18 protein-coding genes are annotated in these 24,665 nt (G+C 44.4%); 16 read left to right on the top strand and 2 right to left on the bottom strand.

The window, feature by feature from the left end; all coding sequences use genetic code 11:
• Window positions 1-127 precede the first annotated feature (127 nt).
• The 9 genes from A3763_RS04725 to A3763_RS29450 all read left to right on the top strand — a co-directional run bounded on the left by A3763_RS04725 (window position 128) and on the right by A3763_RS29450 (window position 14,925).
• Window positions 128-1,537 carry an HlyD family type I secretion periplasmic adaptor subunit gene (locus A3763_RS04725; RefSeq protein WP_082880383.1) on the top strand — a complete coding sequence of 470 codons (1,410 nt, stop codon included), beginning with the start codon at window positions 128-130 and terminating at the stop codon, window positions 1,535-1,537.
• Window positions 1,538-1,610: 73 nt separating this feature from the next.
• Window positions 1,611-1,922 carry a hypothetical protein gene (locus A3763_RS04730; protein ID WP_068508142.1) on the top strand — a complete coding sequence of 104 codons (312 nt, stop codon included), beginning with the start codon at window positions 1,611-1,613 and terminating at the stop codon, window positions 1,920-1,922.
• 5 nt (window positions 1,923-1,927) lie between these two features.
• Window positions 1,928-2,218 carry a DNA-binding transcriptional regulator gene (locus A3763_RS04735; protein WP_068508141.1) on the top strand — a complete coding sequence of 97 codons (291 nt, stop codon included), beginning with the start codon at window positions 1,928-1,930 and terminating at the stop codon, window positions 2,216-2,218.
• A 217-nt stretch (window positions 2,219-2,435) separates the two neighbouring features.
• Window positions 2,436-2,690, top strand: coding sequence for a hypothetical protein (locus A3763_RS04740; protein WP_068508138.1), 255 nt, complete (start codon window positions 2,436-2,438; stop codon window positions 2,688-2,690).
• 80 nt (window positions 2,691-2,770) lie between these two features.
• Window positions 2,771-3,070, top strand: a complete 300-nt coding sequence (locus A3763_RS04745; RefSeq protein ID WP_068508136.1) for a hypothetical protein — start codon at window positions 2,771-2,773, stop codon at window positions 3,068-3,070.
• An 8-nt stretch (window positions 3,071-3,078) separates the two neighbouring features.
• A complete protein-coding gene (locus A3763_RS04750; RefSeq protein ID WP_068508134.1) occupies window positions 3,079-3,672 on the top strand; it encodes a hypothetical protein in 594 nt (197 codons plus the stop codon).
• Window positions 3,673-3,720: 48 nt separating this feature from the next.
• Window positions 3,721-4,149, top strand: a complete 429-nt coding sequence (locus tag A3763_RS04755) for a hypothetical protein (RefSeq protein ID WP_068508133.1) — start codon at window positions 3,721-3,723, stop codon at window positions 4,147-4,149.
• Between the two features lie 30 nt (window positions 4,150-4,179).
• A complete protein-coding gene (locus A3763_RS04760) occupies window positions 4,180-5,277 on the top strand; it encodes a hypothetical protein (protein ID WP_068508131.1) in 1,098 nt (365 codons plus the stop codon).
• A gap of 30 nt (window positions 5,278-5,307) precedes the next feature.
• A complete protein-coding gene (locus tag A3763_RS29450) occupies window positions 5,308-14,925 on the top strand; it encodes a tandem-95 repeat protein (RefSeq protein WP_068508129.1) in 9,618 nt (3,205 codons plus the stop codon).
• 38 nt (window positions 14,926-14,963) lie between these two features.
• Here A3763_RS29450 and A3763_RS04770 read toward each other — a convergent pair whose 3' ends face one another.
• Together A3763_RS04770 and A3763_RS04775 are read right to left on the bottom strand one after the other, a co-directional pair.
• Window positions 14,964-16,319, bottom strand: coding sequence for a cell wall metabolism sensor histidine kinase WalK (locus A3763_RS04770; protein WP_068508127.1), 1,356 nt, complete (start codon window positions 16,317-16,319; stop codon window positions 14,964-14,966).
• Between the two features lie 2 nt (window positions 16,320-16,321).
• Entirely contained in the window at window positions 16,322-17,014 is a 693-nt protein-coding gene (locus A3763_RS04775) for a response regulator (protein ID WP_068508125.1), read from the bottom strand.
• 173 nt (window positions 17,015-17,187) lie between these two features.
• Here A3763_RS04775 and A3763_RS04780 point away from each other — a divergent pair, with 173 nt between their 5' ends.
• The 7 genes from A3763_RS04780 (at window position 17,188) to A3763_RS04810 (ending at window position 24,618) form a co-directional block, all read left to right on the top strand.
• Window positions 17,188-17,646: a Spy/CpxP family protein refolding chaperone gene (locus A3763_RS04780; RefSeq protein ID WP_068508122.1), complete on the top strand. Its 459-nt coding sequence runs from the start codon at window positions 17,188-17,190 to the stop codon at window positions 17,644-17,646.
• 192 nt (window positions 17,647-17,838) lie between these two features.
• Window positions 17,839-18,435, top strand: coding sequence for an HAD family hydrolase (locus A3763_RS04785; protein WP_068508120.1), 597 nt, complete (start codon window positions 17,839-17,841; stop codon window positions 18,433-18,435).
• Window positions 18,436-18,604: 169 nt separating this feature from the next.
• Entirely contained in the window at window positions 18,605-20,716 is a 2,112-nt protein-coding gene (locus tag A3763_RS04790; protein WP_197469959.1) for a TonB-dependent receptor, read from the top strand.
• Between the two features lie 3 nt (window positions 20,717-20,719).
• A complete protein-coding gene (locus tag A3763_RS04795; RefSeq protein ID WP_068553848.1) occupies window positions 20,720-21,970 on the top strand; it encodes a sialidase family protein in 1,251 nt (416 codons plus the stop codon).
• Entirely contained in the window at window positions 21,970-22,494 is a 525-nt protein-coding gene (locus A3763_RS04800; RefSeq protein ID WP_068511183.1) for a hypothetical protein, read from the top strand. The genes A3763_RS04795 and A3763_RS04800 overlap by 1 nt, the downstream gene beginning before the upstream one ends.
• Window positions 22,491-23,108 carry an energy transducer TonB gene (locus A3763_RS04805; protein WP_068633851.1) on the top strand — a complete coding sequence of 206 codons (618 nt, stop codon included), beginning with the start codon at window positions 22,491-22,493 and terminating at the stop codon, window positions 23,106-23,108. The genes A3763_RS04800 and A3763_RS04805 overlap by 4 nt, the downstream gene beginning before the upstream one ends.
• A 205-nt stretch (window positions 23,109-23,313) precedes the next feature.
• Window positions 23,314-24,618, top strand: a complete 1,305-nt coding sequence (locus A3763_RS04810) for a GGDEF domain-containing protein (RefSeq protein WP_068511178.1) — start codon at window positions 23,314-23,316, stop codon at window positions 24,616-24,618.
• The last annotated feature ends 47 nt before the right edge of the window (window positions 24,619-24,665 follow it).

Consider the following 24,665-nt stretch of genomic DNA (forward strand, 5'->3'; position numbering starts at 1 on the left):
AAGACGAAGGTAAAACAGCTAAGCCCACGAATAAACTAGCGATGAATTTACCTAAGGCGAAGATAGTCTCCAAGCCGAAAACATCCACAGCTAATCAGATGGAAAGTGAAACAGATGGAGGTGTGGAATGAGCTCCTCAATTCAACTCCCTGTGGGTGATGTCTCTGAAGAAAAAACAAAGAAAGGGCTGTTTGCTTTCCTTCATAAAGATCAGTCAGTCTCGCATAAAGAACTGTACCAGTTCTTACCGGCTGCCATTGAAGTAGAACAAACCCCAGCCTCATCAGCAGGCAGAGCCATTATCTGGGCAATCGTAATACTATTCACCATTGCCTGTATCTGGGCTTACTTTGGTAAAATTGATATTGTTGCGGTTGCGCAAGGTAAAGTGATTCCAAGCGAACACATCAAACATATTCAGCCCTTAGAAGCCGGTAAGATTAAAGCGATTCACGTCAGAGAAGGGCAAAGCGTCAAACAAGGTGAGCCGCTCATAACGCTAGACAGCACTCAAACACAGGCTGATGTAGATCGTTTAGCGCATGAGATTGCCGAACTATCAATGAATATTGAAAGGCTATCGCACTTCGATCATTGGCTGAGTTTAGTTTTAAAGGGAGTAGGTTCGCAGGCTTTGGCCCCGTTAAAATCGACGAGCCACCAAAACCTTCTCGTACAACAGAAAACCGAACTTAACGCCAAGCTCTCATCCCTGGAAGTTGAAAGACAAAAGCTCCAAGCAGAACAACAAATGGTCGAAGCGGAAGCAACGAAAAAAGAAAGAGTCATACCCGTACTGGCCGAACGAGTCGATGCGCTCGAACAACTCCACCGAAAAGACTACGGCTCAAAGCTTCCATACCTAGAACTCAAGCAAGAGCTAATCGAACAAGAACAAGACTTGAAAGTACAACAAGCCCGATTCAAGCAACTGGATAGCTCAATACTTGCCATCGAAAAACAAACCCACTCATTACTGGCAGAACAGCAGTTAGCAACGCTCTCGCAAAAGCAAGAATTTGAACTGAGATTAGAAGGCCTAAAGCAAGAACTCGTCAAAGCAAAACAGAGAAACCAGCAACAAGCAATCGTTTCACCAATAGATGGTCAAGTGCAGCAATTAGCAGTCCATACTATTGGAGGCGTAGTCACACCCGCCCAAGCACTCTTGGTGATTGTACCGGACCAAAGCAAAATGGAAGTGGACGTGATGATTCTTAATAAAGACATCGGTTTTGTGCAAGAAGGGCAGAAAGCTGAAGTCAAAGTCGATACCTTTAACTTCACCAAGTACGGTTTGATTGATGCAGAGATTAAGAGCATTTCTGACGATGCGATACAAGATGAGAATTTGGGCTTGGTCTATAGTGCTCGTGTGGCCCTGGCCAAAGAGCAATTAGTGGTAGAAGGTAGAGAAGTGAAGCTGTCGCCTGGGATGTCGGTGACGGCTGAAGTGAAGACGGGGAAGAGGCGGTTGATTGAGTATTTCTTGTCGCCTTTGTTGAGGTATAAGCAGGAGAGTTTGGGAGAGAGGTAGTCGTTATAGGCATCTTATATTTTAATCTGTTTAATTTAATGTCAGAATACGTCAGTGGCGTATAGTTGTGTTTATGGTTATTATTGAAACAAGCGTATTTACCAAACTCATTAAGCAATTGATGCCTGATGAACAATATCGAGAGCTACAAGAAACGCTGGTTAATCGGCCTGACCTTGGTGACCTGATTAGAGGTTCTGGAGGTTTGCGTAAGATCCGTTGGAAGCTTAAGTCTGCAGGTAAAAGTGGTGGTGTGCGAGTTATTTACTATTGGGTGGTAAGCGATGAACAAATTCGTATGCTGTATGTTTATCCAAAGGGTAAACAAGAAAGCTTAACTTCAGATCAATTGGCGATATTAAAAACCATTGTAGAGAGGTGGTAAATGATATGAAAGATAATGACTTTAGTGAACTGCTGGCGAGCGTTCAGGAAATGGATGATATAGTTGAAGGTAAAGCGGGCACATCGCGTAACTTTAAATTTGAAGAGCCTGAAGTTAAGGCGATTCGTGAAAAAATTGGCTTATCTCAAACCCGTTTCGCAGGACTCATTGGTGTCAGTAAGCGTACATTAGAAAATTGGGAACAGGGGCGGCGTTATCCAACAGGTCCCGCGAGAGCTTTGCTTCGTTTGCTAGACAAAGACCCAGAATATGCTCTGCGCACTTTGAATGGGTAATTTTGAGAATTACTTAATAGGTTTGTTTATCTCTTTGTTGACCTGCATCTGCTATAACTAATTTCCCATAATGGTTGTACCTACAACTCCAGCTCGCAAGTAACTTTTTTATTCTATCGATCCTTTGAAGAAAAAGGTGTCACATTTAATTTTTAAATACAGAAAATAGATGTGAAGTCTTTTGATTCAGTCTGTATAGCAAACAAGGAGGTGAGCTATGCCGAGAGGAAAGCGCCTGATAGTGTCAAGCTGCCCTCATCATATTGTCCAGCGAGGACATGATAAGACGGCAGCGTTTTTGTGTGATGAAGATGACCAGCACTATTTGGAGGTCTTGATTGAAGCAAAGAATGATTTAGGAGTCGCAGTGGAGCGGTGTCAACTAACAGGCACAGGAAAGTTTGTAGATGAGATTGAAAGGCGTATGGGTCGAAGAGTCGAGAATAGAGGATCGGGTAGGCCTGGGAAGTAGGTCTGACAGCTTTTCAGACACAGATACCAGGAATTGATATAGGTACGTATAATGTCGTACAATTATTCTGTGAGGGGGCAATGAATAAGTTCAAGGACGTTAAAAAGCGGATCCTGCAATGTATATATGATGGAAATGTTTTGCATGAAGCCAGAAACAATATCGAGATTAAGAACTTGTTGGAAGTAGGTGATGTTTCGATCGAAGAGCTAGCAGAAATCATTAAGCATACTCGAGGAGACGACTACGAGGTCAGTCCGCATCATAAAGATCAAAGTATAAATGTGCACCTTATTAAGACTCGGTATCGGCGCCAGTCATGGTATATAAAGTGGTTTTTTATAGAACCAAATGCTGTGTTTATAAGTGTGCATCAATGAGGCCAGTTATGAAAATATTAAAAGAGGGTGATGTGGGAAAGGTTCTTTGTCATACCTGTGAGTCAGTACAAAATTCCACGTTTAAGTTGAGAGACGTCCCCTTTAGTGATGACAGTGGTAGTGTTAAGAACATATTGGCGGGTGTTTGTGATGCCTGCGATAGTGTTGCTGCGATTCCTCATCAATCTACTCCAGCTATTAAGAAGCAGTTAGATAAGCAGCGTAAATCAGTGGAAGGCCGAGTGCCCTCTCACTTAGTTGATGTCCTAAACTTGGCTAGCGATAGTCTCGGAGCTAGTGCTGATTTTATTCCTAGCCTGATTAAATACTACATTCATGCTTTTTATGAGAACTCGATTGCGCCCAAGGATTTACTACCTTTGCTTAAGAGTGATTTGGCAAAAGGTCGAGCGAATAAAAGAATATCACTAAAAGGGCGTTACGTGGCTGAAGAGATAGAGGTGCTTAAAGCTAGGGCTCAGATAGAAACCACAACGGAACTCTTAAAAAGTATTGTATTAAAGATTCACGAAGAAATACTCGTTAAGCAAAAGGCGAGTCGAATCAAAGAGCTTGAACGCTTAGTCGCTGCGGTGGCTTAGTATTAACGACCGATAACGGAATGAATTGAAAATTTTAAGGAAGAAAATATGGGTATATTAGTCGCATTTCTCACCTATCTTGTCGTTGGTTTGCTAGCAATTATATTAGCGCCCGTTCTTTATGCTTGGGTGACCAAGAAGGTAATCGTTTTTGAAAACGCCATATTCAAAGAGTATGCCTACTTCTGGGTGCTCTTGATTCTGCTTGGAGTGGTTTTCCAGGTGCTTTATGTTGCAACGACCCAAGTCATTTACGGCATGGAGCAGCCTATAGGCCTCTACGTGGAAAACTATTCAAATTTGAGTGCACTGATTGGCTTTGCGACAGAGGTGTTGCTTGCTAAATGGATTTTTAGGGAAAGCTATTGGAAGGCTTTTAAGGCATCAATTGTGTACACCATTCTTCTGGTTTTATCTCTTATGATTTTATTTTTTGTTGGGATTTGGGTTGGGCTTAGTGCTTTTGTTGGAGGCTAGTTCTGTCGGCTTGGGTAGGAGGTCTGGTAAATGTTAAGAGTATTACTTAAATGGCTTAAGAAAATAACGATCTTATCAATCGCACCAATTGGTATTTATGGAACTTTGGAGTTGTCTCGCTATTACAGCACAGATGTTCAGTATTTACCTGATGACAGCTTCTTTACTGAGTTTGAGGATATCAAGGTTGATCAATTCGGATGGAGTGCACGGTCAGGACACGGAGGCATCTACTGGGTAAGTGACAATGAAATAGTCACCATGGCAGAGATTGAAAACGAAAAAGCTTTATACCTTGTGAATGTTACGGATGGCTCTTATACGAAATTGGTAGATACCCAAAGTCAAAAGAGGAAGCTCCGTCGATATTGCTTTTCCAATGACACTCTATTTGTCTCTTCATGGCCTTCTTCAGAGCCGCTAGAGTTCGAATATCAACCTAGAAATTTTAAGATTGTTTCTCGGCGAGGTTCTGAACTGAATGGACGATTACGTTCAGCCGTTAGGTGTGGATACTACTCGAGGCCAGGTAAATCTAAACAGCGCAAAGGAATCAGGGAACTGTTAAGGGAAGATGGGTTCATAGTGAAGTTAAGTTCGACTGGAGAGAAGTTTGACAGTGTAGAGTTAGTTAATGCAGATGGTGTTAGCTACAAAGAACTAAGTTCCGAGCCTGATGTTGTTAATTCAATTAATGGTACTGCATTGTACTATCCATATTTTGATGGGTATTTTTCTTATATGACGCAGTATAAACCATGTCCTGGAGTTGGCGTTTGGTGGTTAGGTCGTAAAGATTGGACGCTAAAGGTAAAGGACTATTGTTTAGGTCCTTGGTCTAAGGCTGGTTCGTCTGTTATAGCGCCTACTAATGTTGGTTTATTTGTTGAGCAGCACGGCAGCGGTAAGGGAGCTCCTTGGGCTTTGTATTATTTAGTAACACCAGAGCAAGAGTTGCCAATAGATATGGTAGGGGGGCGTGGAGTTAGCACAGCTCCTGATGGATGTCGGGTTGTTTATGGTTCTGGAGGGTATAGGCCGATTAAGAATAAGGAGTACAGGCAACACCTCAAATTATTCAATGTGTGTGCCTATTTTGAAACGAAAAATATTGATAAGGACGTTTAGATAGTGATAACAAGTCAAAGGAGATGACTGATGATAGAAAGGGAAGAATTCGAGTTAGCATTTTATGCAGCAAAAGGCGCTTATGAGTTAGATGCAGGGGGTGGGTTTCTTAAGCATCTTGGTTATGAGTTTGTTGAGAATGGGATCTGGACAATAGAACAAACGGGACTTAAAGCGGCCCTTTATTCAGATGGTACGGGAAATTATGTATTGGCTTTTGCAGGTACTGAAGGTTCCCAAGATTGGTATCAGAATGTATCCAGCCTGGGCTACGGTCAATGGGAGAGTGTACGACAACAAATATTTGAAATGTTTAATGATATTAACTTCGACGTTGGTGATATTGCCACACTGACTGTAACTGGCCATAGTCTTGGTGGAGCTTTGGCGCAGTATGCTGCTTACGAAATAGTGAGCGAGGGAAAACTAGCAGCTAATCAAATAGACCTATTAACCTTCAATGGTTTAGGTGGAGAAGCTAGTCTAGATTCGAAACATTCTGATTATGATAAAGACCTCCTCGCAGACGCAGATATCTATCACTATTATGAACCCTCAGATCTAGTCGTCCAGCTCTCTGAGCATGTCGGAGGTCAGACATCTAACTATCAACTTAGCTCATCAACTGAAGCAGAGTTCTTCCTCGATGCTCATTCCTTAGCAACCATTGAGCTACAGATGAAGGATGGCAGTGTATTAATAGATTCTCAAGCCAACCATCACTATTTTAATTTGGATGATATTTTGCCGTTAGTTCAAGCTTTGAGCTCTGGAACAAATGGCCTATTGGGTGGTGGTGATCAAGAAATCAGTGAAATGGAGGCGATGGCGAGATTATTTACTATATTACCAGGAATTTCCTTGATTGAGGCCTTCCCCCTTAAATCAAGTGAATATACGGAATTAAGAGATTGGGTTCTGGATAACGTTGCAGAAACGGTACTTGATGTAACTGACCCGACTGAGAGAGCGGTGACAGTATTCGGGCTTGGTGCGGCAATAGGGGCTCTCTCTACAGGACTTAACTTTTCTAGACTTCCCCTCCTCCTCGAAGCGGGTTCCCAATTAACGGCTTCTTATCTAGAGTATTTAAATGCAAACAATGATCAGCCGGACGCGACAACACCGGCAAAGGATGCCTTAGCGTTTAGTCTGTTTTCGATACTTAGCGGTGGCAGACTCAATGATCAGGGGGGGATGGAAGGAGGGACTATTAGTCGTGTGGAAGTTAATCATATACTAGAGGGCAGCGCTCCTCACGAAGCTCAAAGATACTCTGAGGTTTTTCAAGCTGTAGCGGATATATTAGGTGAAAATGTAGAAGATGGTCTTAAGGGGTATATTGACTTCCATCATACGCTGTTGAGTCAGGGCATACACTTTTCGACTGTTGCTGATGCTAGAGGAGTGGATAGAGAGCAATTAGAGCACTGGCTTAATCAATCCGGTTACTTTGATCTGGACGCCCGATTAGCCCGATATAGTGTGATCAATAATCTGCCATTCATCCTAATGGGCCCTGAACTGGCAAGTGCTGTTTCTTCGGAAATCAGGGAATCAGATCGCTATGCTAAAGATACTTATTCCGAACCCTATTGGGTTGATAGGCTTAATTTTTATGAGCTAACACTTTCACAAAACCGAGAGAACCTTCCATATGGGGACGGCTTGGGGACTGAATACGCACTTTTTAAGGACTTGCAAACTGGAGATATAGCTAAAAACTACCTCTTCGCAGATAAGGTAAATACATATACTTTCGGGACAGAAGACAATGATACTTCTGGATTAGAGGGCGGAGAGTATCATGATCACCTATATGGAAATGGCGGTGATGACATTTTATTTGGCAGAGAGGGCGAAGATGTTCTAGATGGCGGAAAAGGAAACGACCACCTTCACGGCGGCACTGGAAACGATTTCTTAGTCGGCGGAGCAGACAACGATACCTACCACTTCACACAAGGTCACGGCTACGACAGGATTGAAGATACTGAAGGAATAAACACCCTCATAATTGGTGGTCGAACCATCACTGCTCTAGAAAAAGTTTCTGGTACAGAAGACTCATATAAAAACGCATTAGATGAAAACGATCCCTATCGCTATCAACTCACTGTGTCAGGCTTTAGAGCCGTAGGCGCTAATGGGGATATTGTCGACGTCATCGCTCAATCAGACTTTTCCCGCTTCGGTATTAATGTTGAAAACAACGAACCTGAACCAAGCCCCGCAGGTGGAGACATCGTCGTCGGTTCAGGCCATAACTACGATGGTGTTAACAACTGGGCTCCCAGTAGAGGTGGAACGGCTACTATTGAAGATAATATTTTCTATGATGCCAGCTTATATGATGCTGACTTATATAACGATGGATACGCCGGCAATGACTGGGAGTTCTGGGGCAGTCATGGCAATGATTATCTAAAAGGCGGTGTAGAAGATGACGTACTGAAAGGTAATCTAGGTGATGATGACCTGCTCGGTGGCGAAGGTAACGACGAGCTATTCGGTCATGCTGGTAAAGATAACCTTGTTGGCGGAACGGGTAATGATACCTTGGTTGGCGGCAGTGGGTCCGATACCTTGTCGGGTGGAGAAGGTATCGACTTCATCTTTGGCAATGGCCCTTACATAAATATTGATGCTGAAACGGGCGAAGTGCTCAATGAAGCCGGAACTGATGTCGGTGATGTAGATATCGTCGACGGGGGGGCCGGAAATGACCGAATCTCTTCAGGCAAGTACACCGACATACTATCGGGTGGTGCGGGCGAGGAGCAAATATATGGTGGCGAAGGTAATGACGTTATTGATGGTGGTGCCGACAATGATTTTATTATGGGAGACTCCGCCGGTAACCGTGTTCGCTATACTGAGCCTGGTTTAGGTGGTGATATTCGCATCTTTACCATCACAGATCATATTGACCGTCTGGATGAAAGCCTGAGCTATAACGATACCATTGATGGTGGTCAGGGGGACGATATCATCTTGGGTGAAGCGGGTGATGATACGATTGACGGTGGTGATGGAGATGACTACATCGAAGGTGATAAATCCAACGACAATGGCTTTTTCACAGCTGAAGGTCAGTATCTGTCTTATACCAATAAGGAGGGTGTAGAGCGCTTAATTACGGCTGATGATTATGTCGAATTCCAAGAAGAATGGAGCGGTAACGATACCCTAAAAGGCGGTGCTGGCGTCGATACAATATACGGCAATGGTGGAAATGATACGCTTCATGGTGGGAGTGAGACTGACTGGCTTTATGGGGGAACGGGCTCCGACACAATTAATGGTGATGAAGGTAGTGATGTTCTCTATGGCGACGAAGGGAATGACCGTCTTAATGGCGGGGAGCAGCATGACTGGCTTTACGGCGGTGAAGGTGATGATCAATTATATGGCGGCGCAGGTAATGACCAGATCCAGGGTGGAAAAGGTGATGACGTTTTATCTGGAGGCTCGGGTACAGACCGCTTAGACGGAGGCGCGGGTAATGATACCTTTATCGTGAAGCCCGGTGACGGTACGATCTATATTACTGATACCCAAGGCATCAATATCCTAGCTTTTGAGGGTGGTTTGAATGCTGGCGATATTTATACCTATGCGAGACCTTCTTCTCAAGATCCTACAAGCGACAGTTTTATTAAGATAAATTATGGCTCGAATGAAAGTGATGTGATCGCTATGTCGCAGACGACTTTCTCGTACATCCGTGAAGCTCGATTTGCTGATGGTTCAAGTTTATCTCTCATTGTCGACAACTTGTCCAATGGAACTAACCTAGGAACGGATAGTGATGACCATATCACCTCGGACGGCGTAGGCTCGAAGCACTATTATGGGTTCAGTGGTGCCGACACTATTGATGCCGGAGACGGCCAGGATTATGTCTATGGTGGTGATGATAACGACGCAATCAATGGCAATAGTGGGGATGATTATCTGTATGGTGATGTCGGTGATGACGTTATTGCAGGAGGAGAAGGAGACGATGTCATTTTTGGCGGAGCAGGAAATGATACCTACCTGTATAGCCTGGGTGATGGTGCTGACTATATCTCGACCTATGATGAAACTGAAGGTCGACAAGATGTCCTTGTTTTCGATGAGTCGATTGCTGCCCAGACCAGCTATGTGACACGAAGTGGTGATGATCTAAAGCTTGTTCTTGGCAATGATGACAGCATCGTCGTTGAAAGCTTCTTTAAAGAAGATGACCCTAATTACGCCTTAACAGCGATTAACTTTTCCGACGGTACTTCATGGGACAGCGATGAAGTGCGAAGCCGAATTCAGGCTGCAACACCGTATGACGATGTCGTTCAAGCGAGTGCAGAAGGTGAGGTCATTAGCGGGCTTGCGGGCAATGATACGATCACAGGTCAAGAGGGGAATGACCAATTCTTCGGTGATGAAGGTAATGACATATTGTCTGGAAACCAAGGGAGTGATGAGCTAAATGGGGGGGATGGGCAAGACACATTATATGGAAATGATGGTGATGACACCTTAATTGGCGGTAATGGCGATGACTATTTATACGGAGGTGCGGGCCATAATATCTATCACTATGCTTTGGGAGATGGGAATGATCAAATTCGTGCAGAAGGTGCTGAAGCGTCTCATCTACTCATATTTTCCGAGACGGTTGACCCAAGTGAAATAGACCTGGTGAATAGCGACGATGATTTGATCATAACCCTGACTGCCAGCGGAGAAACAATCGAAGTCTTTGGCTTTTTCGATACGGATCCAAGCCAGAGAACAAGTCTCTCGATTCAATTTGATGCAACTTCGTCAACATGGTCAGATTCTGAGCTTCGAACTAAAACATTTGAGGCAACAGCGGGCAACGATACCATTCAGGGGACAGCTGACGCTGATACGCTAAGTGGATTGGCGGGAGATGATAATCTAAATGGCTTGGACGGTGATGACATACTCTTAGGCGGAGAAGGGCGCGACACCTTAAATGGAGGTACCGGCAATGATACTTTAGATGGTGGTGCGGGGGACGATTCCCTAACAGGTGGTTTAGGCAATGATACGTATTTATACGGCATTGGGTCCGGTCATGACATTATCGACTTTGATAGTAATTCAAGCCTTGTCGGGAGTAATACCGTCATGTTTGATGAGTCAATTCAAGCGAATGATCTCGAGTTAGAGCGTGTTAAGGATACCCATAATAGTTATCGTGACCACCTGCTTATTACTGTCAAATCTACAGGTGAAACTCTTACTGTCGCACGTTACTTTTCAAACTCTAGTGACGATACGACCAGTACCGGCCAAGTATCTACTTTCGAGTTTTCTGATGGTTCCGAATGGGCTGAAACAGATATCTATGCTTTGATCATTAATTCTATTACCGAAGGTGACGACTATTTTGTTGCAGGTGATGCTGATGACGAAATTGATGGTTTGGCAGGGAATGACAGCATTTTCGGAGGTCAAGGCAACGACCACCTCAGCGGTGGGCAAGGTGACGACTCGTTGCTAGGTTATTCGGGCGCTGACCAATTGTTTGGTAATTCTGGTAATGATTGGCTCTATGGTGGTGAGGGCAATGATGAGTTGAATGGCGGTGCCGGGAATGATTACCTTAATGCCGGCGATGGCGATGATACCGTTAGTATGAATGTGGGTGAAGGCCATGATGAAGTGGTATTCGGTGGTGGCTTAAATACGCTAAACATTCAGGGTGATATCGACGCAAGTGACATTGAATTTAGAATGAAAGGTCGACACTCACTATTTATTAGCGCTGGCGAGGCTTTGGACTGGTCTGTTGAGGTCAGTTTGCATTTTGATAGAGACTATGGAAATTGGCGCTATCAACTTGATCACTTGCTTGTGAATGACACCGAGGTCGAAATTACCGATACGATAGGCGAGGTCATTGATATTTCTGGTGGTTACTATAATGGTTCAGGTTATGTCGTAATTAGGAGTAACGAAACGGAATCTTGGAATTATGCTTTAGGCACTGAGGGTGACGATCTAATTTACGGCACGGATGATGCCGCAATATTTGATGAACTTGAAGGCGGTGCCGGGAATGATCAGCTATATGGCAAAGCAAATAATGACATTCTTCGAGGCGGAGAGGGGCATGACGTTTTAGACGGGGGCGCAGGTGATGATGAACTTTATGGTGGAGACGGCCAAGATACCCTGATTAGTGGCAAAGGGAATGATCGTCTAATGGGCGGCTTTGGGGGCGATGTATATCGTATCTACGCAGGTTCTGGAGTATCTCGTATTTCTGATTTTTCAGAAGACTTTAACATCATTGAAATAGCGAATGATTTAAGCGCACAAAATGCTGCGCTTCACCAAAGTGGTGATGATTTAATGATCTCTTTTGAAACGGGTGAGAATGTCATTGTCTCGAACTATTTCGACTCAGGAATCCCAAGTGGCGTAATTGATGAAATACGCTTTGCCGATAATACTGTCTGGGAATCTGCGTATGTTCAGGCAAACGTTGAAGACCTTCCGCTCTCATACGATGGGCAAGCTCCAGCAGGATTTAACGTTGTAGATCAACCTAACGGGAGTGGCGATTATATCGGTACGAATGATGACGATTTTATTGAGGGTACTGGAGACCAAGAAGTCGTTTATGGGTCTTGGGGGCGAGATATCATCGTTGGCTTTGGTGGTTCTGATGAGTTAGTGGGTAGTAGTGGTGGCGATTTGATAATCGGTGACGGTTTGCTATTTGGTAACGAAGGGGATGACATTTTGGAGTCGAGAAATATGAGCAACGACAATTATGATGGTCGTGCTTTTATGTTTGGCGGTGATGGTGATGATACCTATCGTGTCGGTATAAACAGCGTAAACACCTTTATCTACAACGGCTCTGAAGCGGGTCATTATGGCGCTAGCTTTTCAGGGGGGCCAGGTGGAAGCGCAAGTGACTTTGATGTACTGGAGTTTATGGAAGGCATCTCTCCCGACGATATTAATTTTTATGCTAATGGTTATGGTCTCGAATTAGAAATCGGAAATAATGGCTATGTCGTCACGTTGGCAGATTATTTTGAACCTTTGACATACCAAGGGCAGGGCATAGGTGAAACCGCACCCGTTGACGAAATTCGTTTTGCTGACGGGACAGTTTGGAATCAAAACGACATCACAGACATGTTGGCTAACGCTCCGGTTGATCAAGATATTGAGGGAACTAGTCAGGCTGATACACTTTTAGGTGGTGCTGGTGATGACTGGATCGCAGGTTTTGAAGGCGATGATACTCTGTATGGTGAAGGTGGCGACGATATCTTAGTTGGCGGTGCTGGGAACGATACTTTGTACGGCGGTTCGGGTGAAGATGACTATGATTTCGACCCTGGTTTTGGTCAAGATGTCATTTACAATACTGGAAGCGACTATAATGAGATATGGCTTTACCAGGTTAATGAGTCGGATGTGGCTTATGCAAAGCAAGGCAATGACCTCGTGGTTTCTATTATCGGAACGTCTGATCAGATAACCGTTAAAGACTGGTATGAGTCACCGGAACGAAAAGTAGTAGTGTATTTCGATGATTTGGATATCACACATTCAATCGATCATATTGAGTCATTAGCGACTGACGAGAGTAGTTCGAGCAATAGCGAACCTACCGCTCTAGCGGATACAGCAAACACCGAGGAAGATACTTCCATTATCATTGATGTGTTAGCCAATGACAGCGATATCGATGGTGATAGTCTGAGCATTAGCTCTGCTTCAGCCTCGTATGGTTCGGTTCTCATCAATGGTGATGGAACGCTGAACTACACACCTAATGCAGATTTCAACGGTTTAGATAGCATCAGCTATGAAGTCTCAGATGGTAACGGTAGCACCGCGGCCTCATCGGTATTCGTCACGGTTAACCCCGAAAACGATGCGCCTGTTGCTGTATTCGATACGGCTGCAACGCAGGAAGATACGTCAGTCACGATTGATGTGTTAGCGAATGACAGCGATATCGATGGTGATAGTTTGAGCGTTAGCTCTGCATCAGCGGTAAGTGGTGCTGTTGTAATTAATGGCGATGGAACGCTGAGCTACTCGCCTAATGCAGATTTCAATGGTTTAGATAGCATCAGCTATGAAATCTCAGACGGTAACGGTGGCACCATGACCTCGTCAGTCTCTGTCACAGTGAACCCTGAAAATGATGCGCCTGTTGCTGTTGCAGATGCGGCAGCAACACAGGAGGATACGTCTGTCACCATTAATGTGTTAGCGAATGATGGTGATATCGACGGAGATAGTTTGAGCATTAGCTCTGCATCAGCGTCAAATGGTGCTGTTGTGATTAATGGCGATGGCACACTGAACTATACACCTAATGCAGATTTCAACGGCTTAGATAGCATTAGCTATGAAATCTCAGACGGTAACGGTGGCACGGGGGCCTCGTCGGTATCCGTCACGGTTAACCCCGAAAATGATGTACCAGTTGCTGTAGTCGATACCGCTGTAACGCAGGAAGATGCTTCTGTCACCATTGATGTGTTAGCGAATGATGGCGATATCGACGGAGATAGTTTGAGCATTAGCTCAGCATCAGCGTCAAACGGTGCAGTTGCGATAAATGGCGATGGCACACTAAGTTATGCGCCAAATTCAGACTTTAATGGTCTTGATAGCATTAGCTATGAGGTCTCAGACGGTAACGGTGGCACGGCGACCTCATCGGTATCCGTCACGGTCAACCCTGAAAATGATGCGCCGGTATCAATATCTGATACAGCTGTTACTGATGAAGATACGGCAGTTGTTATCGATGTTCTTGTGAACGATAGTGATATTGATGGTGATAGTTTATCTGTTGTGGCTGCTGCGGCGATTAGCGGTGTCGTAGCTATCAATGGTGATGGAACTATCTCATATACGCCTAGCGCTAATTTCGTAGGAGAAGATTCAATCACCTACGAAGTTTCGGACGGTAATGGTGGAGTCGCCAATTCAACCGTCGCAGTAACTGTAAACTCAACTGAGGATGATCCAATTACTATTGTTGGAACTGGTGCTGCAGAAACTTTAGAGGGTGGAAATAATAACGATAACCTCGCAGCCAAAGGTGGAAAGGACGTTCTATATGGATATGAAGGCAACGACACGCTACACGGTGGTGGCGGTGCCGACTCTCTATATGGCGGCTTGGGAGCAGATACACTAAAAGGTGCTAATGGCTCTGATAAGCTTTACGGGAATGAAGGTAACGATTTGTTGGTGGGTGGTAAAGGCCATGATACCTATTACTACCAAACTGGTGATGGCTATGATCGTATTAATAACGCTTCAAATAACTTCGCGACTGATACTGACAAACTTAGTTTGGAAAGTGTAGGTGATGTCGATGATGTATGGTTCAAAAAGACGAACAACCATCTCGATATTTATGTGCTGGGAAGTGAAGACCACGTTCGAGTTAATAACTGGTACAAGGCAGATAAGTTTAAGCTGGATTCAATTGAGGCGGGTGGCCAAGCCATTGATGCTATTAATATTGAACAGCTTGTAAGTGCGATGGCTTCGTTCGGAGCTCCTTCAGGAGGCAGCATATCGCTGAATTCTGATGAGCAAAACCAAGTCGATACAGCAATAGCGACGGCTTGGGCCTAGAGGCTACATAAAGGGCCTTCGGGCCCTTAAAAACTTTCTCAACTCTTCGGCAAAATAACCACAACCCTAAGCCCCTTAACCTCCCGATTACTCAACTCAATCACACCATTGTGCTTCTTAATAATTTGCGAGCTAATAGCGAGACCTAATCCAAAGCCTCCCGTGCCTCGGTTACGGCTTTTGTCAGCTCGGTAGAAGGGTTTGAGGATCGATTTGAGCTCTTCTTCTGGAATGCCGGGGCCTTCGTCCAAAATCTCTATATGAAGATTGCCAGAGCCCTCATAGAGCTTGAGCTCGATGTTGGCATCGTTGGGGCTGTATTTGATGGCGTTTGTTAGCAGGTTTTCAAATGCCCGGGTTAGCAAGGGCTCGTCACCTTTGATGAGCGCATCGCTTTGTAAATCGGTTTTTAGTGTCAGGTTTTTTTCTTTTAGTTCGAGTTCTGCGTCATCGGTAATGCGGCCCAAGAGTTGTGACAGGGGCAGGCTCTCCATCTGCGTCAATTGCTGGTTGTCAGTTTGCATTAAGGTGAGCAGTTGGTTGATGAGTTCTTCGATACACTGGTTCTGGTGTTCGATTTTGTCTAACAACTTGCCTGGGTCATCAACTGATCTGGCGAGTTCAATCGCGAGTTTTTGGCGAGTGAGTGGGGTTCTTATTTCGTGCGAAATATCACGAAAAAGTTGCTGCTGACTGCTAATTAAGTCAGATACTTTATCAGCCATTTGGTCGAATGCGGTGGCGAGTTGCCCTAGTTCATCTTTGCGTTTGCCAACATCCTGACTGACGCGAATGTCGAGCTTTCCTTGGGATATCTCAAGGCTGGCTTGATGTAACACGCGAATAGGCTTGGCGATAGAGCGTGCTATCCACAGTGAACCTAATAATATGATGATACAAGATGCCAGTAGACGATAGCCGTGCAAAGACTCTGGGTTGAAGCGGGACTGTATATAGCGCGAAGGCATGACTCGCAAGATATAACTTTGCCCGTTTGGTGAGGATATTTGTTGGTCGGCCAAATTTAGCAAGTGTGTTCGATAGGGTTTGTCATCGTGATCGTGATGCTCATCATCATCGTCATCATGATACCTTGGCTTTCGGTGTGGAATTACCGGCGTCTCGTCAGTATGTAATAACACTACGCGTATGCCTTCGCGGCGGGCTAGTTTTCGGTACCAGCGTTTTAGGGCTTTGCCTCCTTGCTGCTCGTATACCTCTATTGCTTCGGGTGCGAGTGAGCGCATCTTGTCTTTTACTTGCTCGACCTTGAATTCATTGACGACGATTTCTTTGGTGATCCAGATATTGGCGAGAATGGTCGCAAAGGTGGTTAGCCAGAAGATCAGAATAATCTTCCAAAACAAGCGATGTTTAAAGATGGATTGAGTCATGCTTAACGCGTCTCCACCTGACCTTGGAATAAATAACCACTGCCACGAATGGTTTTGATGTGTTCGCTATCGAGTTTCTTACGCAGGTTACTCATATGCATATCAATGGCCCGATCATAGAGTGTTAGCTTTCGCCCTAAAGCAAGCTCGGTTAGCTCGGCTTTGGTCATAATTTCATTGGCGTTGCGCATCAGTGCGTGCAGAATATTGAATTCACTGCTGGTAAGTTCTATTTCTTCACCCTCAATTAGGGCTTCACGCGTTTTTAGTTTTAGCTTGATTTTGTCTGAAACCAGCTCACTAGCCTGGTTTGTTGTCTGGCCTTGGTCGATCTCCACGCGTCTTAGCAATGCTTTGATTCGCGCCACCAACTCTCGTGGGTTAAATGGCTTGGGAAGGTAGTCGTCGGCGCCCATCTCAAAGCCTATGATTCTGTCTAGCTCATCACCTTTTGCGGTGAGCATTAATATTGGGCTAGTGATTTGGCCGCGTATATCACGCAACACGCTTAAACCATCTTTGTTAGGCAGCATGATGTCGAGAATGATAACGTCGTAGTGACTTTTTAAAGCCAAGCGTTCACCTTCGACGCCATCGAATGCCGTGGTCATGGTGAAACCTTCTTGTACTAGCAGGCTACTTAGAAGCTCACTGATCTCGGTATCATCTTCAATGAGTAATATATTGGCACTCATATCAAACCTTTATTGATTTACGGAATTGTTTGAAGTCTAGCATAGGCTTTTTACCTTCTATTTAATCTTTACAGAGACTTTACGTTTACTAGACCCCGATTTACATAGCAATGAATACAATGATTATCAGTCGATAACAAATCGATTAAAAAAATCATTGAGAGGAAGAAATCATGAGTAATCGTCTATTTACTAAGAAGAAGTTATTAGGTTTGAGTTTAGCGATGGTCATCGCAGGGTCTGCAGCGGTTGCGACAGCAGGGCCGCACTATAAAGAGCATGGCATGAACCACAAAATGGAAAGAATGCTCAAGCGTCTTGATTTAAGCGAAGAGCAAGAGGTGCAGGTTGAGGAAATTCTGGCTCCCATGAAAGAGCTCAGAAAGGAAAGAAAAGGCTTCCCGAAAATGCGTGCCATGATGTCTTTGGACCCGGACGCTGCCGATTATATGAAGCAAGCAGAAGAGCAGGCGACAAGTGCTGCTGAGAAAGTTAAGGCTAGTATCCTTAATATGGCGAGTGTTCGCCAGCAAGTACACGCGGTGTTAAATGAGGAGCAGAAAGCCGAGCTTAAAGCGATGGTATCGAAGAAGCTAAAGCGAATGGAAGAGCGCTGTGAGGATGACGATTAATTGAGGACATCAGATTTATCGGATGCTAGTTGTTGGTTGTGAAGCTAGACAAGGATGTTTTTTGCGTGGCGAGAGCCACGCTTTTTGTTTTCTTTGGTCTTATGAATATATCTTCAGTACACTCTTAGCTCTTAGTCTTTGATTTCAAAATGGAGCGAGTCAGTGAGTTGCTTGAGGAGAATTCCACGGTGTGTGTCGGAACAGATTAGAGCCATCATTTTTGACCTTGATGGAACGCTGGTCAGCTCGAGTCTCAACTTTGACCGAATGCGAAAAGATGTGGGTTGCCCGCCTGACGAAGATATTTTGGCCTACATCGATGCCCTGCAAGGCAAAGATAAAGAAGCGGCAAATGCCATTGTTTATCAACACGAAATGGCCGATGCGCGATCAGTTGAACTGCTTCCTGGAGTAGAAAGTTTGTTTGAACAGCTTTCTATAGGAGCATTAAAAACTGCGATAGTGACTCGAAATTCAAGAGAAGCAACTCGTCGTAAGTTAGAGCAAGTGGGACTACAAGTTGACACGATATTAACCAGAGAGTGTGCCCCTGCAAAGCCTCACCCAGGAGCCTTGCAGCAACTATGTCGTGAGTGGCAACTCAAACCTTCTGAGGCGGTGTATGTGGGTGATTATCTGTACGACCTATTAGCAGCAGAACATGCTAACATGCATTCCTGTTTATATGCTCAAGATCACTTACCTGATTATGCTGAAAGGGCGGGCTTTGTGTGTAATGACTACGCATCTTTTTTCGATTTATTAGCCTCCTATATAGAAAAAAAATAAAGACAAACGCACCTGCTTGCTTAACTTTGCTTATCTTGCGAGATTGATCTGAATCAATCTTGGATAAAGAAGGCGAATAGGTGCGACAAAATGTCACTTCCTCCATAAAACCTCATCGATATACTCACCTCCAATCGAATCATAGATGAGGTTGAATGAGGGTGTTAGTGTGAGAGTAAATCAAACTTTTCGAAATATTTCGCTATCAGGGAAAACTTGTATTGGTAGTAGTCTCTTGGGCGCTAGCCTTTTGTATGCACTTCCCGCTGTTGCAGACATGGAAGCAAAGCCAGCGGTTGAGCAGCTAGATACGATTAGTGTGACAGCAAATAGAAACGAAGAGTTGACCTTGGATGTGCCCGCCAGTATCGCCGTTAAGGATAGAGGCTCTGTTGATCTTGACCAGGCTAACTACCAAAAAGACTTGTTTAATAGCATTGCAGGCGTTCGTATTATACAGACCGGTTCAACCTTGGGGCATAAAACCAGTATACGTATGCCTTCCAATACAGGGCCTTATTACTTGTTTTTACAGGATGGCATACCGGTACAATCCTCTGGCTTCTTTAACCATAACGGTTTGGCATACACCAACTTTAGTACGGCAGGGTCTGCAGAAGTTTTGAAGGGGGCAGGGACTGCATTGTACGGCTCCGATTCAGTTGCAGGTACTATCAATGTGATTTCCCAAGACCCAAGCTTAAGAGAAGGTTATACCGTCAAAACTGAAGCTGGTGCGCATGGCTTTTATCGTTTAGGCCTAGCAGGAAGCGCAAGCTTGAGTGATGACTCTTCAGTCGGCATTGATATATCGCATAGCGAAAACGATGGCTGGCGAGACCATACTCGCTCAAAACGAAGTGAAGCGAATATTACGCATTTTGTTTCCTTGAATGACAACAATAGCCTGAAAACAGTCTTTGCAATAAACACTACTGAGGCTGATCAGGCCGGTAGTTTAATTGGTTTGGATGCGCTGAAAAACGATACAGAATCGGTGGGTGATATAGAAGCTGCACTAGCTACCGGGATGGATATTCAGCGAAAATTTGATTTTGCCCGTTTGAGTACAGAATGGACGCACTTACTTAATGACGAGATTGAACTGAGTACCATTGCGTACTTGAGAACAAACCGGAACCAGTATGTAGCAACTTGGCAGGGAAACCTTCCTGAGAATGATAGCCAGCAAAAAACGCTTGGCCTCATGTTCAAAGCCGACTATAGCCTAGATAGCCTCCGCTGGACTTTTGGAGCCGACCTTGAATATACCAAGTCTAGTCGAAGCTATGAGCAAACCTTTGACTATGTGCCCAGTGGCTGGGGAAGTAGTGTCGCTGAGGGCTCTATTTATGACTACGACGTGAATTACTTCGCCGTGTCACCCTATACCAGTGCTGCATTTAGTGTTACTGATCACTTAACAGTAGAAGCCGGCCTTCGCTACGACTCCAGCCGTTTTGATTACACGAATAATCTATCTGACGGGCAATATGCATCGTCGAGTTATGCGCGGGCATCGAGCGATAATGACCCTTCATTCAATCACTTAAGTCCTAAACTGAGTTTTAGTTTCCGTCTTGATGATAGTCAGAATATCTATGTTCGCTATGCAAACGGTTTCCGAATACCGCAAGCTTCTCGCTTGTATGCGCTTACAACTGACAATATTGATTTTGATTTAGACCCGGAAGTCAGTGATACCTATGAACTGGGTTATAAGTTGGCAACCACAAATCAGCGTCTCGATTTATCGTTGTATTACATGACGATTGATGACTCAATTGTTCGACGAGAAAACATTGATGGAGATCGTTACTACGAAAATGGTGGCGAGACCACGCATCAGGGGGCAGAGTTATCAATACTACAGACCTTAACAGAGGAATTATCCGCACGATTGGCTTATAGCTACTCGGAGCACGAGTATGTGAACGATGAAGATTATGGCGATAACGAGCAAGCTGAGGCGCCTAACAGTTTGGCTAACTTACGTTTGAACTATTCTCCTCAAAAGGTGCAGGGTTTGACGACTTCATTGGAGCTTGAGCATATTGGTGAGTATTGGATGGATGACAATAACACTAAAAAATATGGCGGCTATACGGTTACACACTTAAAAGCACTATATAAAATTTCTGAACAGCTCAAATTGAGCGCTAAGATTAATAACCTGTCGAATAAAGTGTATGCGGAAAATGCCAGCTTCAGTTACGGCAAAGAGAAGTATACACCAGGGGCTCCGCGTCAGTTATTCGCAGGTATTGAGTATCGGTTTTAAGACATGATGACTAAAGAACGCTCAGGTATTTTTTTCATACTGTGCCTTTTGCTTGCACTCTTATTGACCTGCAACCAAGATGCAGAGGCAGCAAAAAAGCATGGAGCAATGAAAAACAGTTTGCTGCCTGAGTGTCAAGGTATGGCACTTCCATCTGTGCATTGTGGACGCGCTCCATCGTATGCCGAGGGTAAGGATAAAGTGTATGTGGTCTTCTCTCAGAATGGCCATATCTACTTATCTTCATCATCAGATGAAGGGCGCAGCTATACGCCTCCTATTGCTGTTAATCGGCGACCTGAAGCGATTTATGATGATGGCGAGAATAGGCCAAAGATCCTGTTGGGAAAACAACAAGAGATCTTTATCTCATGGACGCATAAGACGCCTGGGCGCTATTCGGGGGATGTGCGTTTTGCTCGTTCACTCGATGGCGGTCAAAATTTTTCTGAACCGATTACGATCAACAATGACAAAGCACTAATCGGTCATCGTTTTGATGCGATGCTGATGGATGGTACAGGGCGTTTATATTTATTCTGGATTGATAAACGAGATAAAAAAGCCGCTCGTGACAGGAATCAAGACTACTTAGGGGGATCGATATATTTCACCTACTCTGACGATGTAGGCGCTAGCTTTCAGCCCGATAAAAAGTGGGTTGATCATAGTTGTGAATGTTGTCGTTTGGCCCTAGCAAATGATTCGAACCAAGATGTAGCGATCTTATGGCGGCATGTATTCCCAGGCAGCATTCGAGACCATGCTATTGCCTATGTCAAAGACTGGAAGTCTATGCAGAACGCTCATCCAGCTAAAGCGGCTATAGATAACTGGGTGATTGAAGGCTGTCCTCACCATGGTCCTGATATGTCTTTTGATCGTGATGACCGCGCACATATTGTCTGGTTTACACAAGGGGATAAACATAAAGGTTTGGTGTACGGTCGCTATAACTTTTCTGAAGGAAGGGCCTTAGACACAATTTCGATTGATTCACTCCCAGGTGCGAGTCGTCCACAGGTCATAGTGCAAGATTCGAATGTGTTCCTACTATGGAAACGCTACAACGGACAAGGTCTCGATTTGATCTTACGTCAGTCCGTGAACTTAGGAAAAGACTGGCTAAAAGAAAAGGTAATCGCAAGTACCACTCATGACTCAGATCACCCTGACCTGATTGAAGTGAAGGGCCGAATTCATGCTATGTGGCATACACAGGCTGAAGGCTTACGCTGGATTAGGGTAGAGTAATGATAAGCGTGAAAAAACTAGCTGTGTTTATATGGGGTTTAATAGTTATAGGGTGGAGCGCTTCGCTTCAGGCAAATGCGAATATAAAGCCCTTTTCAGCGGATAGTCTGATTGCCATTGAAGAATCTCGTAAGGGAGAGGCATTTATATTACTGCTATGGTCAATCGAGTGTCCTCCTTGTCTAAAAGAATTAAAACTTCTAAAGGAATTAACAGGGCAAGGCCTGAATAAGCACTTGTTGCTAGTTTCAACGGACGATATGGAATACCAGACAGATATTGAAGCTTTAATAGCAAACGAAGCGCTTCTTGAGTATGAGCATTGGCTTTTCAATGGCGATTTACCTGAACGTCTTCGCTATAACATCGATCCAGGCTGGTATGGTGAATTGCCCAGAGCCTATATTTACTCCGCTCGCGGGCAGCGGGTTGCACATAGCGGCATGTTGACAAAAGCAATGTTGGAACAGTGGTTGGCTTTAATTCATGCGAACTCTGCACCGGAAAGTACCGATTCACCATGACAACTTCCAAGCCTATACGTATTACCGTTATCGTGTCAGTGCTTGTTCATTGCGGAATGATGTTGGCCGTTTTTCTTACCGTGTCTGGTGGTGTTAGCCTAGATACTGTTAATGTGGATAAGCCATTGCTGCGTCCAGCGCTTGTGATTAGTCATCACCATGTTGCTGCAAAGCCAAAGCCAAAGCCAAAGCCAAAGCCAAAGCCAAAGCCAAAGCCAAAGCCAGAGCCAGAGCCAAAGCCAGAAAATCGATCAGAGAATGAACACTTTAGCTTTCCATCTGAAACCGTTTTGCAAGCGCAAAGCCTGGGTTTAGAAGGTGAATCGATACTTGCCTATAAACAGGAGCTGTTTAAGCTTATTGAGGCACAGAAATTTTATCCGAAGCGCCTCAAAAGAATGCGTAGAGAGGGTGAGGTGACGATTGAATTCACGCTCTTGGCAAATGGCGATTTAAAAGTCATTAAAGTCATCGACTCGCGTGGACATAAACTCTTCAAACAAGCTTCACTGGCATCGCTAAAGAAGGTCGACACTTTCCCACCTTTTCCAAAAGAGTCTACCCGTGCAGAGTGGACCTTTACGGTCGCACTAAACTACAGCCTTCGAATGTAGCGTAGAAGGAGGCTGCCCAAAACGCTTCTGCTTAACCGCTTTCATTGTAGGGTTTAAAAATCTTACAAAATAGCTGTCTTTGAACTACACTCAATAGGGTTTATTTAGCGGCCTTATCAGGGACAGGGGGCTGAACAGAATTCTGTTGAATAGTCGCCTCTGGTTTACGCTCGGTGCGATGTAGTTTGAGATGTACAGGGTAGGTATGGCTTCAAATCTTTTCTCATTTGATTCAATTGCTTTACGGCTGCTAAAGCGCATTTTTCTTATCTATTTCAGCATTACGCTTATCATGACGTTTGCTCATGCTTATTCGGAATACCATCATACAAAAGATGTGGTGAAATCTGAGTTGAAGGAAATCGAAGGAACCTTTACACCCGCGCTCCGCACTGCACTTTGGGCGGTCAATGAGAAACAACTTTCTTCTATTGCTAACGGAATTCTTCAGTTGCCCTTCGTGACGGGTTTGAAAATTGAGAACGGAAAAGGAGAGTCCCTTATTCCTGGAAGTCTAAATGTAGGGGAGGTTGATGCAGGCAGCTTTGAATATAGCTTCGACATTCTGCAAAGCACCCTGAACGATCAGTACGTTTATTTGGCAAAAGTAACCTTTTTGTCTGATAGTCAGGTGGTATTTGATCGTGTGAAATTCGGCTTCTTAATTATTGCAATTAATGCTTTGATGAAAAGTATTATTCTTTGGTGCCTGTTTTTATGGGTCTTTAAAGTAATGCTCTATAAACCTATGCAAAAGTTTGTAGGTGAATTGCATAGTATGGATTTTGATAGTCTTGATAAACGTCGTCTTAACCTTGGCCTGGAACATGATGATGAGCTACAGTCTCTAGAGAATAGCTATAACCAGATGCTCGAAACCTTACAGCAACAGAAGCAGGAATTTGTTGATGCGCAGCAAAGCTACCATCGAGAGTTAGAGCGGAAAGTTCATGAGAGAACTCACGAACTGGAGTTGGCGAATCAGCAGCTAAGTTTTTATGCGAGTACCGACCCGCTTACCTCAATCTATAATCGTCGAAAGTTCTTTGTTCTGGCTGAAAAATATCGGGCTTTAGCCTTGCGCAATAAGCATCCCTTATCCCTTCTGGCTTTGGATTTGGACCACTTTAAGCATATCAATGACGAATACGGGCATGCGGCTGGTGACGAGGTCTTGGTTAAGTTTACTTTGCTTGTTGGCCAGTTATTGCGTGAAAGCGATATCTTCGCTCGCTTTGGAGGAGAAGAGTTTGCGATCTTGTTAGAGAATACCTCCTCTGAAGATGCTGTGACGGTTGCGCAAAACATAATTGATGTGGTTGAAGGTCAATTATTTGAGTTTGAAGGTCATAATATTAAAGTGACTGTATCGGTTGGAATTGCAGAAATGATGATGGCGGATGAAGGCATTGGAGCATTAATCGCGAGAGCGGATAAAGCGCTATACCACGCCAAGGAAAACGGACGTAACCAGCATTTTATCTACGATAGTGGACAGGCGGAATTATAGTTATTGCGATGGATAAAGAGCTTCTGCATGTACAAATAATTAGTGCA

The sequence above is a fragment of the Oleiphilus sp. HI0128 genome, assembly GCF_001635365.1.